Origin of the sequence: Faecalibacterium hattorii, assembly GCF_003287455.1 — a bacterium.
In the GTDB taxonomy this organism is placed as follows: Bacteria; Bacillota; Clostridia; order Oscillospirales; family Ruminococcaceae; genus Faecalibacterium; species Faecalibacterium hattorii.
The window spans coordinates 47,749-62,597 of record NZ_PRLC01000017.1 but is presented as its reverse complement, the minus strand read 5'-3'; the positions used below and the strand labels follow the sequence as shown (position 1 = coordinate 62,597).

Below are 14,849 nucleotides of genomic sequence, written 5' to 3'. Positions count from 1 at the left end.
TGTTTACCGTGTTTTTCCAACACGAAAATAGGTTCCGTTACAAGTTTTTCGATATTGTTCAATTTTCAAGGTCCTGTGTCTCTCAACCTTGGCGGCTGACAGCTTAAACATTTTACCAGATTTGGTTTTGAATGTCAAGCACTTTTTTCAGAAGTTTTTGAAATTCTCGGAAGAACTCATCGAGCTTCGTACTTTTTCATCCGTTTTTTGCTGAGATTTGTCTGTCAGACGTCCGCCTGACAGTAATGTATTTTATCACAGCCCCGGACAAAAAGCAAGAGCTTTTTTCAACTTTTTTCAAGAAAATCCAATTTTCTTACTCTTCCAGCAATTTTGCCCGCATAAGCTTGAGCAGCTTGCGTTCCCGCCGGGAGATCTGCACCTGTGTGGTATGCAGGAGCTTCGCCGTTTCGCTCTGGGTCTTGCCCCCATAAAAACGAAGCCGGATCAGCAGCTGATCCTCTTCCGGCAGCTTTTCCAGCACCTCGGCCAGCCCGATGCGGTCGGCCAGCGCTTCTTCGGGGGATTCCACGGGGATGTCGATCTGACGGTCGGGCTCATCCCGGTTCTCCGGGGTTAGGCTGATGGTGGGCTGGGCAGCCTGTACGGCCAGCGTGATGTTCTCCACGCTCTCCCCCAGCTCCTCGGCCAGTTGGGAAAGGGTGGGCTCGGTGCCGCAGAGCTTGCGGTGATGTTCCCGCGCCGCGTTGACCCGCAGATTCAGTTCCTTTAGGGAGCGGCTCACCTTAACTGTGCCCCCATCCCGGAACAGCTTCTTGATCTCGCCGAGGATGACCGGCACCGCGTAGGTGGAAAAGCAGACGCCCCGCGCCGGGTCAAAGGCATCGTAAGCCTTGACCAGCCCCATGCAGCCCGCGCTGTACAGGTCGTCGTATTCAATGCCTCTGCCCCGGAAGCGCCCGGCGCAGGAATGCACCAGCCCCAGATTCTGCTCAATGAACGCACTGCGCTCCGTGTTCTCCGTGATCATCGTGTTCCCTCTTTCCTTTTTATGTAGAGGGCTTTTCCTCCAGACGCTTGGTCAGGGTAACGCGGGTGCCCCGGCCCGGTGCCGAGCGGACCTGTACCTTATCCATAAAGCTCTGCATCACTGCAAAGCCCAGCCCAGAGCGCTCTTCGGGGTTGCCGGTGGTAAAGAGCGGCTCCATGGCCTTGTGGATATCCGGGATGCCGATGCCTTTATCCGCCACCGTGATCTTCACGAGCCGGCCGGGATAGACGGCCACCGTCATCACGATGGGCCCCACGCAGTCCGGGTAGGCGTGGACGATGCAGTTGGTGACCGCTTCGGACACGGCGGTCTTCAGGTCGGCGAGCTGGGGTACGGTAGGGTCATACCGGGCCAGAAAGGCCGCTGCCGCGCCGCGGGCGTAGGCTTCGTTGACACTGAGGGAGTCAAACTGTATTTTTGTGGTGTTTTCCGCTTTCATGGTCATTCCTCCTGTCCTTCCCGGCCGGGCTCGTCCGCACAGGCGATGCCCGCAAGCTGCAGCACTCGGCGCAGTTGTTCCGGCGCGTGCTGGATGCGCAGGGTGCCGCCCAAGCTGCGGGCGCAGCGCTGACGCCCCAAGATCAGCCCCACACCGGACGAATCCATAAAGCCCACCCCGCCGAGGTCCAGCACCAGCGTGCGGGGCGTGCGGGTGAGCAGGGCATCGTCGAGCTGGATGCGAAGATTTTGCGCGGAATCGTGGTCGATCTCGCCCGCCAAGTAAGCATAGAGCAGATCGTCTGCCGCGCTGAATGTCACGGTCGCCATAGGCTCCCCCTTTCCGATCTACGCTGAAGGATCTTCCACCGGCGGCGTAAGATCCTTCGCAATATAAAAACAAAAGAGCTTGTACACAAACCCAGTGTACAAGCTCTTGCGTGTGATTTTTAGAAAATGTTGTCGCTCAGCGGTTTTCGAGCTGGGCAGCGGCTTCCAGCGCGATGGCTTCACTGCCGCAGATCAGCAGACCGCGGCGGCTGCCGGCCTTGGCAAGGCCGATAGCCTCTTCGAGGCTCTCGCACAGCTCGGCGTCGAAGTGATACCGCGCCTTTTCCAAAAGCCGTTCGGTCAGGGCATCCTCAGTGCCCTTGGGCGTGACGAGGAAGACCTTGTCGAAGGGATTCTCCCTCATGCCGGGCATGGAGCCTTTGTCCTTCTTCTGCTCCTCCGGGGTCAGGCCCGTTTCCAGCGCGGTGAAGAAGGCTTCCGCCCCTTCCTCCTCGGTCAGGCCGATGATGGCGCTCAAGTGGCGCACCTTGGCCATGTTGAGGACGCGGAGCAGCGCCATGGCTTGCTGCGGGGTGTGGCAGGCATCCAGCACGATCAGCGGGCGCTGGGAGAGCACCCGGATGCTGCTGCGGTTCTCGACGGCGGCAAGCCCCTCCAGAATTGCTTCATCCGGGATGTCGAGGCCTTTCTTGCACAGGGCAAGGGCGGTTTCCACCGCGATGGCGGCGCTGCCCGCCGCGTGGCGGCCCAAAAAGGCCAGCGGAGCGGTATAGCCGCCGTAGTCCACCTTGCTGGTGAACTTTTCCGCTTCGAGGAAGGTGATGTCATCCGGGTCGGGGACCACCAGTTCGCAGTCCTCCCGCCCGGCAGCCACGATCAGCTCGCTGAGCACGGCCTTGGGCTGGCCCGGTGCGGTGACGCAGATCGCGCCCTCCCGCATGACGCCCGCCGCCAGCGCAGCCGACCGCTCCAGCGAACGGCTCACACCGTCCGGGCCGATGGACGTCACCACGCAGACCGGCATGTGGGCCAGCGCCTCGGCAAGGCCAGCGTCCGGCAGTTCCACCACGGCCAGACGGCAGCCCGCCGCGCCGAAGCAGATCGCCGCAGCCGCCAGTTCCGCCGCCGCGCGGGGCAGGGGCTTGCGGCTGCTGAGCTGTTCTGCTGCGGTGCAGAGCAGCCCGGCGTCCACGGGGTTCCCGTTGATGCGGATGCGCTGGGCCAGCGGCTCGCAGCCCGCGTGGTACAGGCCGGTGACGAAGCCCGCGGCCTTGAGCACCGCAGCGATGAGGGCAGCGGATGCGGTCTTGCCCGCCGTACCGGCTGCGCCCACATACGCCACCTGCTGCGCCGCAGCGGGCAGAGCGGCGCGCAGTTCCTCCGCCGGGGCAAACCCCTCCGGCAGAGCGGCAAAGTATTCATTTGCCCGATCTATGGTCATTGCGTCAATCCTCGTTTCGATGTTTGTAAAGCAGGATACACATACGGATCAGCCCCAGCAGGATGAGCCCCACCATGAGGCCGGTCATGACGCCGGAAAAATCGATCCAGATGTCGGTGACCTGTCCGCTGCGCCCCGGCACGAAGAGCTGGACGGTCTCATCGGTCAGCGCTGTGAGCAACCCACCCAAGATGGGCCACGAGACATGCCGCAGCAGGTGCCGCGTGTACACCCGCAGACAGAGCATGAGCAGGAACCCCTCCAGCATATATTCGCAGAAATGGGCCAGCTTGCGGACGATGTGCATCGTAAGATGGTGTGCCGCGCCGTTCAGCCCCAGCACCCGCAGAATCTGCTGCATCCGCTCCAGCACCCGGCCGCTGGCCCCTTCCGAGACGGCGGCCACCTGCATGGAGTTGGTGAAGATGAAGGTGATGCAGCCGATGAGCGCAAAGGTAAAGATCACCCGCCCGGCCAGCAGCCACGGCGAGATGCGCTTCTTCTGTTCCGTCATCAGCCCAGCGCCTTGATGCTCTGCTCGATGTTGGCCAGCTTGTCCTGACTCTTGGCGTGCTTTGCGCGGATATCCTCCACCAGTGCCGCCGGGGCGCGCTCGACGAACTTGGGGTTGTTGAGCTGGTTCTCGAACATGGCCAGTTCTTTTTCCGCCTTGGCCTTTTCCTTGTTCAGGCGGGCCAGCTCCTTCTCGCGGTCGATCAGCTCCATCATGGGGATGAAGCCGCGGGCGGCGTGGGTGGAGACCTGCACCATGCCGTCGGTGCTGCCTTCGTACTTCTCGGTAAAGGTCACCTCGGTGGCAAAGGCGAACTTGGCCAGATAGACCTGTGCGTTCTGGAAGGGGGCTGCGTCCGCCGTCTCGATGATCATGCTGGTCTTCTTGGCGGGGTGGACGTTCATCTCGGTGCGCATGGTGCGCACGGCCTTGATATAATCCATGACCTTCTCAAAGGCTTCCTCTTCCTCCGGCCAGTTGTGGGCGTCGTCCACGGTCGGCCAGCTCTGGATCATGATGGTCTCGGCGGAGCCGGGCAGGGCCTGATACAGCTCCTCGGTCACGAAGGGCATGAAGGGATGCAGCAGCTTGAGGGCCTTGTCCAGCACGTACACCAGCACACGGCGGGCGGTGTCGGCCTGTTCGGCGTCGCCGGAGTTCAGGCGGGGCTTTGCGATCTCGATGAACCAGTCGCAGTAGACATCCCAGATGAAGCTGTTGATCTTGGCAGCGGCCAGACCCATCTCGTAGTGGTCGAGGTTGTCGGTCATGGCACCGGCCACCTGATTCAGCTTGGTCAGTACCCACTTGTCGCTCATGTCCAGCTTGTCGTCGGCGGGCAGACCCGGCTGGAAATCTTCGGGCAGGTTCATCAGCACGAAGCGGGTAGCGTTCCACAGCTTATTGGCGAAGTTGCGAGCTGCCTCGACCTTCTTCTCACTGTAGCGCATGTCGTTGCCGGGGGTGGAGCCGTCCAGCAGCATGAAGCGCAGAGCATCCGCGCCGTACTTGGCGATGACTTCCAGCGGATCGATGCCGTTGCCGAGGCTCTTGGACATCTTCCGGCCCTGACTGTCGCGGACGATGCCGTGGATGCAGACGGTGTCGAAGGGGGCCTTGCCGGTGTAGGCCAGACCAGAGAAGATCATGCGGCTGACCCAGAAGCCGATGATGTCGTAGCCGGTGACGAGGGTGTTGGTGGGGTAGAAATACTTGAGATCGGCGCTGTCCTCATTGGGCCAGCCCAGCGTGCTGAAGGGCCACAGCGCAGAAGAGAACCACGTATCCAGCGTGTCGGGGTCCTGCGTGAACTTGCTGCCGCCGCACTTGGGGCAGGTGCAGGGAGTCTCCTTCGCCACCACGGTCTCGCCGCAGTCGTCGCAGTAGTAAGCCGGGATCTGGTGGCCCCACCACAGCTGGCGGCTGATGCACCAGTCGCGGGTGCCCTTCATCCAGTTCATATAGTTTTTGGTGAAGCGCTCCGGGATGAACTTGATCTCACCCTTTTCCACGCTATCGATGGCGGGCTTTGCCAGCGGCTCCATCTTGACGAACCACTGCTTCGAGACCATAGGCTCGATGGTGGAGTGGCAGCGGTAGCAGGTGCCGACCTCGTGCTTCAGGGGCTCGATCTCCTTCAGGAAGCCGCCCTCTTTCAGGTCGGCCAGAATGGCCTTGCGGGCTTCCATGGTGGTCATGCCGGCGTACTTGCCGCAATCCAACACCTGCGGTTCGTTCACGGTGTTCTTGCCCGCTGCAAAGAGGGCATCGGCAGCGGCCTTGTCGGCAGCGCCGGTCATGCGGCCGTCGTAGGTAAAGACGCGGACGATGGGCAGGTCATGGCGCAGACCCACCTCAAAGTCGTTGGGGTCGTGGGCCGGGGTGATCTTGACGACACCGGTGCCCTTGGTCATGTCGGCGTGTTCGTCGCAGACGATGGGGATCTCCTTGTTCAGCAGCGGCAGGACGACATGGCAGCCGTGCAGGTGGGCATAGCGGGGGTCGTCGCCGTTGATGGCGACAGCGGTATCGCCCAGCATGGTCTCCGGGCGGGTGGTGGCCAGCTCCAGCATCTCGCCGGTCTCCTTGACCGGGTAGAGCAGGTGCCAGAAATTGCCGTCCTTCTCCTCGTACTCCACTTCCGCATCCGAGATGGAGGTGTTGCAGTGGGGGCACCAGTTGACCATCCGGTTGCCGCGGTAGATCAGGCCCTTGTCGTACAGGCGGACGAACACTTCCTTGACGGCATCGGAGCAGCCCTCATCCATGGTAAAGCGCTCGCGCTGCCAGTCGCAGCTGGTGCCCAGCTTCTTGAGCTGGCTGACGATGCGGTTGCCATACTTGGTCTTCCACTCCCAAGCGCGCTCCAAGAAGCCGTCGCGGCCCACCATCTCCTTGGTCAGGCCCTCGGCACGCATGGCCTCCACGACCTTGGCCTCGGTGGCGATGGATGCGTGGTCGGTGCCGGGCACCCACAGGGCCGCGTAGCCCTGCATCCGCTTGGTGCGGATGAGCACGTCCTGCATGGTGTTATCCAGTGCATGACCCATGTGCAGCTGGCCGGTGACGTTCGGCGGCGGCATCACGATGGTGTAGGGTTTCTTGTCGGGGTCTGCTTCCGTGTGGAAGTAGCCGCCGTCCAGCCAGAACTGGTAGATGCGGTCTTCCACCTGACTGGGATCGTACTGTTTTGCGAGTTCTTTCATCCGAATCTCCTCCCAAACTGTTTGTGAAGTGGGACGAAAAAAGCCGCCCCACGGAACGTTCCATGGGACGGCTGTAACTTTTATTACACCGCGGTACCACCCAAATTGCACAAAAAGCGTCTGGCTTTTTTGTGCCCCTTGATGCCCCGATAACGTGGGGCAGCCCCGGAGGCGACTACTGGATTCCCCGCCCCTGCTCAAAAGCGACAGCACACCGCTGCGTCCTTACCGGCTTTCACCTGCCCCGGCTCTCTGGAAAGCTGCCCGCGATGCGCACTCTTTTTCATTGCATTTATACAAAGAATATAGCCGTTTTTGTGCGTTTTGTCAATCTCTTTTTTCAAAAAAGCCGTGTCAGCCTTTCAGGCGGGCCTTCAGCATCTGGGCCTTACGGTAGACTTCGGGCGAAAGCAGGAACAGCCCGTCAGGACTCCTGCAACACCTCGGTGCGGAGCTGCGCGATGAGCCGCTCCATCAGAGCCACCCGGTTGAAGGGGGTCATCAGATAGAAGCCGTCCGCGTAGGGCAGGGCTTTCCGGGCCATCTCCAGCGAGATGGCAAGGCCCAGTTCCTCGCCCCCGGTCCGATCCAGCCCGGCGAACTTCTGAATGATCTCTTCGTCCACATGGATGCCGTTGATCTCGTTTTCCATAAAGATGGCGTTCCGCTGGCTGACCACCGGCATGATGCCCGCCAAGATCTTGGCCCGGCTGCCCAGCGTCTCCCGCGTGCGGCGGAGGTTCTCCACCGCCTGTTCGGACAGCACCGGCTGGGTCAGGAAACCGGACATCCCGTTTTCCAGCTTTTCGCCCGCCCGGCGCAGCTCCACATCAAAGTTGCGGGCGTTCAGGTTCAGCGCCCCGAAGACCGTCATGGGGGTGGGCATCTCCCGGTCCTCTCCGGCCAGCGAGACGATGTACTGAGCCAGTTTGCGGGAGTTGAACTGGTAGACGTTCTTCACCTCGTCCCGCTCAGCGGTGGGGATGGGGTCCCCCGTGATGGCCAGCACCTCCCGCACGCCCTCGGCGTACAGGCCCAGCAGCAGCGCCTTGGTGGCGTTCAGGTTGCGGTCCCGGCAGGTCATGTGGGGCAGGGTGCACATTCCCAGCTCCCGGTGGACCCGGCACGCCACAAGGGAGGAATCCATCCGCGCCTGCGCAATGGGGCAGTCGGCGATGGTCAGCAGGTCAGCCCCCGCCGCCTGCAATTTTCGTGCTCCCTCCAGATAACCGGTCAGGTCGGCGTTGCGGGGGGAGTCCAGCTCAATGGCAATGACCTTTTCGCCCGCGTTCAGCTTGCGCAGGAAAGCGTCATCGTTTTCCACCGGTTTTACTTCCGTTGTGGAAAGTTTTGCCGGTTCCGCCGACAGCTTCCTCTCCGGCAGGGCATCCAGCGCCGCCCGCAGGGCCGCAATGTGGGCGGGGGTGGTGCCGCAGCAGCCGCCGAGGATGCGCACTGCGCCCTCTGCCGCCATCCCGCTCAGCTCCCGCGCAAAGTATTCCGGCTTGCCCTGATACCGCACCTGCGTCCGGGTCACCACCGGGTAGCCCGCGTTCGGCATCACGGAAAGGGGCAGCGCCCCGCCCGCCAGCCCTCTTGCCAGCGTACGCATCGCGCCGGGGGCCGACACGCAGTTCAGGCCCACCGCATCCACGCAGCCGCTCTCGGTCATCCGGCGGACAAGGTCCTTGCAGTAGACGCCCTCGCGGGTGTAGCCGTCCGGCAGCACCGCGAAAGACACCAGCACAAAGGCCTCCGGCACCTGCGCCTTCACGGCACGGACAGCCTCCAGAATCCCCACGTCGGAGCTCAGGGTCTCGAACAAAAAGTTTTTGGCCCCCAGCGCCGCAAAACGTTCGGCCACAGCAGTATACACCTGCGCCGCCGGAACCGCCTCGGTATCCGGGGCCGGGCCGAGGTCCGCAAAGACCGCCGCGCCGGTCTCCGCCGCCGCCTCTGCAGCCAGCTTCCAGCCCGCATCCGCCAGCTTCTCCCAGCCGGGGACATGACCCGCCGCCAGCCGGGGTAGACTGAAGGTATTCGTCTTGATGGCGTCCGCCCCGGCGGCCAGATACTCGGCGTGGACCTTCCGCACCCCCGCCGGGTCGGTCAGATTCGCCTGCTCGCAGTCCGTTCCGGGGGCCGCTTTATAATAGGTGCCCATGCCGCCGTCAAACAGCAGCGGCTTGCGGGATAAAAATGCACGGATATCGTCCATGATAAAGCTCCTTTTCCTTTGATTGCGCTTGCCTTTATACAAGAATTCAGGTATAATTTTGTTATAAGGAGGTGTATCGGATGCCTAAGATTCGTTCCAGCGCAGACCTGCGCAACAATTACAATGATATCTCCACGTTCTGCCACACTTACGCTGAACCGGTGTTCATCACCAAAAACGGCAAGGGTGACCTCGCTGTGATGAGCATTGAAACTTACGAGGAAATGGTCGGCCGCTTCGAGCTGTACGGGAAGCTTCAGGAAGGCCTCGACGATGTAGCCGCCGGGCGGACCCGTCCGTGGGCAGAAGTCAAAGCCGAATTGGCAAAACGCTGGGAGGTCTGAATGCTCTACCAAATCGACATTTCCCACCGGGCACATCAGGATATTGAAGATGCTGCTTGTTATATTGCGTATCAGCTTAAAAATCCTTCTGCCGCACAGAATCTTGTTCGCCGAGCATTCGGCTCCATTGACTCGCTGGAAGAACTCCCGGCTCGGTTTTCCGTTGTACGAGACCCTTTCTTAGCAAGCCTTTCCATTCGCTTCGTCCCCGTGCAGGGTTATCTCGCCTTTTATCAGGTCAATGAAGTTACCCAAACCGTACACATTCTTCGTTTTTTGTACGGCCAGAGCAACTGGGCTTCTATCCTGAAAACCGATTTTCACCCCAACTGATCTTTCTCCCCGCGTTGGCGGGGAGTTTTTATTCTCCTCTTCTTCAGTTTAATGAAGTTTCTCTCCTTGTCAAGCATTTTTTCCTTCATCGGCGCGGTTTTGCTTGCGCGGGGGCGGATTTTGTGCTATCCTATGCGTAACTTTACAGGATGAGGAGCGTGAGCATCATGCGCCATGCAGGAACGCAGGAGATCAAGACCGAGCGGCTGGTTTTGCGCCGCCTGACCCCGGAGGACGCCGGGATGATGTACCAGAATTGGGCCAACGACCCACAGGTGACAAAATATCTGCGGTGGGAGCCGCACAAAAACGCGGACGAGACCCGCGAGCTGCTGACCGCATGGGCACTGCTCTACCCCAACGGAGATTACTACCAGTGGGGCATTGTGGAAAAGGCCACCGGGCAGGTGTTCGGGTCTATCAGTGTTTTCACCTCCAGTTCCGCCGAACCGGAGCGGGACCCGTGGCCCGGTTTTGACCATACCAACGGTGTGTGGGAAGTGGGCTACTGCATCGGCCGGAGCTGGTGGAACAAAGGCTTTACCACCGAAGCGCTGAACGCCGTTGTAGAATACTGGTTCAAAAATACAGATAGCAACTGGCTGGCCTGCTGCCATGCGGTCGAAAACCCCGCCAGCGGCCGGGTACAGCAGAAGGCCGGCTTCGTCTACGACCACGATTCCGTATACCACAAATTCGACGGCACCCCGGTCCCCTGCAAATGCTACGCACTGACAAGAGAACATCACAATATATTACTGAGAGGTTAATTTTGAGCGAACTTTACGATATTTTAGTGGAAACACCCCCGACGAAGGTAATCTTATTGGCGCTGGATCAGGGCCTTTGGGACTGTGAGCGCAGCCTTGCCGAGCTTTCGGCCCTGTGCGAAGCCAACCACATGGAGGCCGTGGCCGAGGTGACCCAGAAGCGCCAGACGCCGGAGACCGGCATCGTGCTGGGCAGCGGCAAACTGGAGGAAGCCCACCTCGCCGCCGAGGAGCTGGGGGCCCAGTGCGCCGTGTTTGACGGCGAACTGACCGGCAGCCAGATCCGCAACATCTCCACCGCGCTGGGTGGGCTGGAAGTCATCGACCGCACCATGCTGATCTTGGAGATCTTCCGCAGCCGCGCCGTGACCAACGAGGGCAAGCTCCAGACCGAGCTGGCCCTGCTGCGCTACCGGCTGCCCCGCTTGCAGGGCATGGGCGAGAGCCTGAGCCGCCAAGGCGGCGGTGGCGGCGGCGGCGGGGGTGCCCGCCGTGGTGCCGGTGAGACCAAGCTGGAACTGGACCGCCGCCATGTCCACGCCCGCATCGACGCGCTGGCCGAAAAGCTGGCCGAGATGGAGAAGCGCCGCGGCGAGAGCCGGAAGGCCCGCGCCAAGACCGGAATGCCGGTGGTCAGCTTGGTGGGTTATACCAACGTGGGCAAATCCAGCCTGATGAACGCCCTCTGCGGCCCCAGCGTCGCCGAGGCCGACATGCTCTTTGCCACGCTGGACCCCACCAGCCGGAAGCTGGTGCTCCCCAGCGGCATGGCCGTGCTGCTGGTGGACACGGTCGGTTTCGTGTCCCGTCTGCCGCACAATCTAGTGGAAGCCTTCAAATCTACGCTGGAAGAAGCCGCGTGGTCGGACGTCATCGTCCGGGTTGCCGACGCGGGCGATGAACAGCGCGAGGAACAGCTCGCCGTGACCGACGAGGTTCTGGACGGGCTGGACTGCGCCGACATCCCCCGCCTGACCGTCTACAACAAGTGCGATAAGCCCAACGCCCTGAACTTTGACCCGGACATCCTGCTCACCAGCGCCAAGACCGGCTACGGGCTGGACAAGCTGCTGCAAAAGCTGGACGGGATCCTCAGCGACCGGGTGCACACCCTGAAGGTGCTGCTCCCCTACGACAAGCTCGGCCTCGCCGCCCCCATGCGGGAGCGCGGCAGCGTGCAGGTGGAGGAATACCGCGAGGACGGCCTCTATCTGGAAGGCATCGTCAAGACCGAGGACCTCCACTGCTTCGAAGGGTATCTGGTCTGATTTTTCGATCTATATAACAACAAAAGCCGCCGGGAATCTCTTCCCAGCGGCTTTTGCTATTAGGAGGACCAAAAACGATCCTTGGATAATCAGTTCAGGATGGTCTGCTCGGTCTCCACATCGAAGACATGGACCTTGTGCGGATCGAAGGCGACCCTAACGGTATCTCCGTTGCGGGCCTTGGAGGTGGGAGCGACGCGGGCGGTCATCTTATTGCCCTTGTACTCCAGATACAGGTAGATCTCAGCGCCCATCATCTCAGAGACATCGACCTGAGTTTCCAGATGGCAGTCCGGATGCTTTGCCATGAATTCGGGCTCATCATCGATATCCTCAGGACGGATGCCCATCTTGACCTTCTTGCCGACGTAAGAATCCAGCTTGCCGTCAGCGGTCTTCTCCTTGGGCAGGGGGATGGTGTCGCCGCCCAGATCAATGGCGTACTGGTCGCCGCTCTTGGTCACGGTGCCGTCGAGGAAGTTCATCTGGGGGCTGCCGATGAAGCCTGCAACGAACATGTTGCAAGGCATATCGTACAGGTTCTGCGGGGTATCGACCTGCTGGATGATACCGTCCTTCATAACGACGATACGATCGCCCATGGTCATAGCCTCGGTCTGGTCGTGGGTAACGTAGATGAAGGTGGTAGCCAGCTTCTTGTGCAGCTTGATGATCTCGGTACGCATGCTGGTACGGAGCTTAGCGTCCAAGTTGGACAGAGGCTCGTCCAGCAGGAAGACGGCCGGGTTACGGACCATTGCACGGCCCAGAGCAACACGCTGGCGCTGGCCGCCGGACAGAGCCTTCGGCTTACGATCCAGCAGATGCTCGATCTCAAGGATCTTAGCAGCTTCGTGGACGCGGCGGTCGATCTCGTCCTTCGGGGTCTTGCGCAGCTCCAGACCGAATGCAATGTTCTTGTAAACGGTCATGTGGGGGTACAGAGCGTAGCTCTGGAACACCATTGCGATATCGCGGTCCTTCGGGGGGACATCGTTGATCAGGCGGCCGCCGATGTACATCTCGCCCTTGGAGATCTCCTCCAGACCGGCGATCATGCGCAGGGTGGTGGACTTACCGCAGCCAGAGGGGCCGACGAAGATGATGAACTCCTTGTCCTGAATCTCAAGGTTGAAGTCGGTAACAGAAGGAGCGGTAGCGCCCGGATAGATCTTGTAGATATGCTGGCAGCTGATCGAAGCCATAGGTCATTTCCTCCATAAAAATTTTTCTATGTTACGGCACCTTGACGGTGCTCGTTCTCGTTGGTATTATAATAACAGATTATTTTATGATATAAAATAGCATTTTATTGATTTGAGGTGTCAGATATTGATTTACGATTGGAGCACCACCGCCGCGCTTGCTTCGGTGCAGGATATCCAGCCCGATGCCCCCTTCACCCTGAGCGGCGAGGGGCTGTGGGTCTGCCTTGTCTCCAGCGGAAAATGCACCGCCTCTCTCCCCGCCATGGGGCCGTCGGCGGCGGGGTCGGCTCTCATCCTGCCGCCCCAAAGCGTCCCCGCCGGACACCTGATCTTGAGCCGCGCGCCGCTGGCCCTCGCCCCGGAAGGAAGCTGCCACCTGCTCTGCGTCCAGCTCACCGGCCAAGCCGCCGCCCAGTTCCTCGCCGGGCTTACCGAGCTGCCCTTCCTTGCCCGCGGCGAGACCTGCCCTGCCGCCGCCGAGCTGATGGGCCGCCTTGCCGCAGCCGCCGGGGACGAGCCGCCGGACCACCACGGCCGGATGACGAGCCAGCTGGTCTTTGCCCTGCTGTGCGAGCTTTCGGGCGCGGACAGCGCTGCCCCTGCGCTGCCGCCCCTCGTCACCGCCGCCATCGAGGACATCCGCCAGAACTACGCGGGCCTCTACGGCGTGGAAGAGCTCAGCGAGCGGCTGGGCGTCTCCAAGAGCCACCTCGTCCGCACCTTCACCGCTGCGGTGGGGGTGCCGCCGGGGCGCTACCTCACCACGGTCCGGATCGAAGCGGCCATGCGGCTGCTGCTCCACCGGGAGTACACGCTGGACGTCATCGCCAGCCTCTGCGGTTTTTCGGGAGCCAACTACCTCTGCCGCGTCTTCAAAAAAGAGACCGGCCAATCCCCCGCGCAGTGGCGGGCAATGGCCGGTCAGGCAGTGCGTCCCCTCTCGCCGGCAGAGAACCGGCGGGAGCAGGAGCTCTATATTTAATAAGGTCTACGCCTTGGCGGTCCGCTCCCCCCGCTTGAGCAGGTAGAGCGTCAGCGCAAAGGTGATGGCCTCCGACGCCGGGAAGGCCGCCCAGACGCCGGCCATCCCGAACAGGGCGCTCAGCACCAGCGAACAGACCACGATGGCCGCCATGCCCCGGCAGAGCGAGGTGATGGAAGCTTCCGTCGGGCGGTCCACCGCGCCGAGGTAGCCCGCCGCCACGATGTTGCACCCCGCGAAGAAGTAACCCGCGAAGTAGAGGCGCATCCCACTGTGGGCAAACTCCGCCATAAGGGCCGAATTTTCGCTGTTGAACAGGGCCACCAGCGAATCGGTAAAGCCGAACACGACGCCGTACAGCACCGCCGCCAGCCCCAGCGCCGTGCCGCAGCCCAGCAGCAGGAGCTTCTTGGCCCCGGCCATCTCATTCCTGCCGTAGCACTGGCTGACCAGCGGCTGTGCGCCCTGCGCCACACCGTTGAAGATGGCCGTCGCCACCAGCGCGAAGTTTGCCACGACGCCATAGGCCGCCACGGCCACATTGCCCGCCAGCCGAAGCAGCAGGAAGTTGAAGACGGTGGTGGTCACGCCCGACGACAGCTCCCCGACGAAACCGGAGATGCCAAGCTGGCAGCTCTGGGCCAGCAGCCGGAGGGACGGTGCCTTCCGTACAAAGGCGACGGTGTTGCTCTTTTTCAAAAAGTGGGTGCTGCAAATGGCAATGCTGAGCATCGGCGAAATGGCCGTTGCCAGCGCCGCGCCGGGCAGCCCCAGCCCCATGGGGAAGATGAAGATGTAGTCAAACACCACATTGAACAGGCTGCCGCTCAGCGTCGCCACCATGGCCAGCGAAGGGTCGCCGTCGTTGCGGACGAAGGACGCCACCACATAGTTGCACATGAAGAAGGGCGTAAAGAGCAGGAAGATGCGGGCGTAGTTCTCGCCCAGCGCCACGATGCCCGCGTCGCCGCCCATCAGCCGCAGCAGCCCGTCCGGGCAGAAGATGCCCGCCAGAACAAAGGGCACCGCCAGAATGCAGGCGCAGAAGATAGCGTTGGAAAAATACCGCTGAGCCTTCTCGTCGCCCTGCGCCCGCAGGATGGCGTAGCGGGTCGCCGCGCCGAGGCCGATCATCGAGCCGATGGCAAAGATGAAGTTGTAGATCGGCAGACAAAGGTTCAGCAGGGTCACGCCGTCGGTGCCCGCCGCCTGTGCGATGAAATAGGTGTCCGCCAGAATATAGCACGAAGTGCCCAGCAAGCCGAAAATGTTCTGGGATACGTACTTAACAAACTGCTTTGTGAGGTCCATGGAACGTCCTTTCT

The 14,849-nt window shown here is 61.4% G+C and carries 14 protein-coding genes and 1 other annotated feature; of the genes, 5 read left to right on the top strand and 9 right to left on the bottom strand.

Going from position 1 to position 14,849, the window contains the following annotated elements:
* Positions 1-316: 316 nt before the first annotated feature.
* The 7 genes from C4N23_RS11550 to C4N23_RS11520 form a co-directional block, all read right to left on the bottom strand.
* Complete coding sequence (locus tag C4N23_RS11550; RefSeq protein ID WP_055191996.1) at positions 317-991, bottom strand: sigma-70 family RNA polymerase sigma factor; 675 nt, start codon at positions 989-991, stop codon at positions 317-319.
* 19 nt (positions 992-1,010) lie between these two features.
* Complete coding sequence (spoIIAB, locus tag C4N23_RS11545) at positions 1,011-1,451, bottom strand: anti-sigma F factor (protein WP_112146192.1); 441 nt, start codon at positions 1,449-1,451, stop codon at positions 1,011-1,013.
* A 2-nt stretch (positions 1,452-1,453) separates the two neighbouring features.
* On the bottom strand, positions 1,454-1,780 hold the full coding sequence (locus tag C4N23_RS11540; RefSeq protein ID WP_112146190.1) for an anti-sigma factor antagonist: 327 nt from the start codon (positions 1,778-1,780) through the stop codon (positions 1,454-1,456).
* A 136-nt stretch (positions 1,781-1,916) separates the two neighbouring features.
* Positions 1,917-3,182, bottom strand: coding sequence for a folylpolyglutamate synthase/dihydrofolate synthase family protein (locus tag C4N23_RS11535; protein ID WP_112146188.1), 1,266 nt, complete (start codon positions 3,180-3,182; stop codon positions 1,917-1,919).
* Positions 3,183-3,186: 4 nt separating this feature from the next.
* A complete protein-coding gene (locus C4N23_RS11530; protein ID WP_055192005.1) occupies positions 3,187-3,696 on the bottom strand; it encodes a VanZ family protein in 510 nt (169 codons plus the stop codon).
* The gene (locus C4N23_RS11525; protein WP_112146186.1) at positions 3,696-6,401 is read right to left on the bottom strand and encodes a valine--tRNA ligase; all 2,706 of its coding nucleotides are present in this window, start codon (positions 6,399-6,401) and stop codon (positions 3,696-3,698) included. Before C4N23_RS11525 ends, C4N23_RS11530 begins: the two co-directional genes overlap by 1 nt.
* Before the next feature lie 60 nt (positions 6,402-6,461).
* Positions 6,462-6,697 (bottom strand) — a binding site (T-box leader).
* A 128-nt stretch (positions 6,698-6,825) separates the two neighbouring features.
* Positions 6,826-8,619: a bifunctional homocysteine S-methyltransferase/methylenetetrahydrofolate reductase gene (locus C4N23_RS11520; RefSeq protein ID WP_112146184.1), complete on the bottom strand. Its 1,794-nt coding sequence runs from the start codon at positions 8,617-8,619 to the stop codon at positions 6,826-6,828.
* 80 nt (positions 8,620-8,699) lie between these two features.
* On the opposite strand from C4N23_RS11520, the gene C4N23_RS11515 reads away from it, so the two are divergent.
* From C4N23_RS11515 to hflX, 4 genes are all read left to right on the top strand, one after another.
* Positions 8,700-8,963: a type II toxin-antitoxin system prevent-host-death family antitoxin gene (locus C4N23_RS11515; RefSeq protein ID WP_055192011.1), complete on the top strand. Its 264-nt coding sequence runs from the start codon at positions 8,700-8,702 to the stop codon at positions 8,961-8,963.
* Positions 8,964-9,296, top strand: a complete 333-nt coding sequence (locus tag C4N23_RS11510; protein ID WP_055192013.1) for a type II toxin-antitoxin system RelE/ParE family toxin — start codon at positions 8,964-8,966, stop codon at positions 9,294-9,296.
* 167 nt (positions 9,297-9,463) lie between these two features.
* Positions 9,464-10,066, top strand: coding sequence for a GNAT family N-acetyltransferase (locus tag C4N23_RS11505; protein ID WP_112146182.1), 603 nt, complete (start codon positions 9,464-9,466; stop codon positions 10,064-10,066).
* Positions 10,067-10,068: 2 nt separating this feature from the next.
* Positions 10,069-11,334 (top strand): GTPase HflX, encoded by a 1,266-nt coding sequence (hflX, locus tag C4N23_RS11500; protein WP_112146180.1) that lies wholly within the window; start codon positions 10,069-10,071, stop codon positions 11,332-11,334.
* An 89-nt stretch (positions 11,335-11,423) separates the two neighbouring features.
* On the opposite strand, the gene C4N23_RS11495 is transcribed toward hflX, so the two are convergent.
* A complete protein-coding gene (locus tag C4N23_RS11495; RefSeq protein ID WP_055192019.1) occupies positions 11,424-12,539 on the bottom strand; it encodes an ABC transporter ATP-binding protein in 1,116 nt (371 codons plus the stop codon).
* 127 nt (positions 12,540-12,666) lie between these two features.
* On the opposite strand from C4N23_RS11495, the gene C4N23_RS11490 reads away from it, so the two are divergent.
* Positions 12,667-13,524, top strand: coding sequence for a helix-turn-helix transcriptional regulator (locus C4N23_RS11490; RefSeq protein ID WP_112146178.1), 858 nt, complete (start codon positions 12,667-12,669; stop codon positions 13,522-13,524).
* A 6-nt stretch (positions 13,525-13,530) separates the two neighbouring features.
* Here the strand turns inward: C4N23_RS11490 and C4N23_RS11485 are convergent, their stop codons facing one another.
* Complete coding sequence (locus C4N23_RS11485) at positions 13,531-14,835, bottom strand: MATE family efflux transporter (protein ID WP_112146176.1); 1,305 nt, start codon at positions 14,833-14,835, stop codon at positions 13,531-13,533.
* Positions 14,836-14,849: the final 14 nt, after the last annotated feature.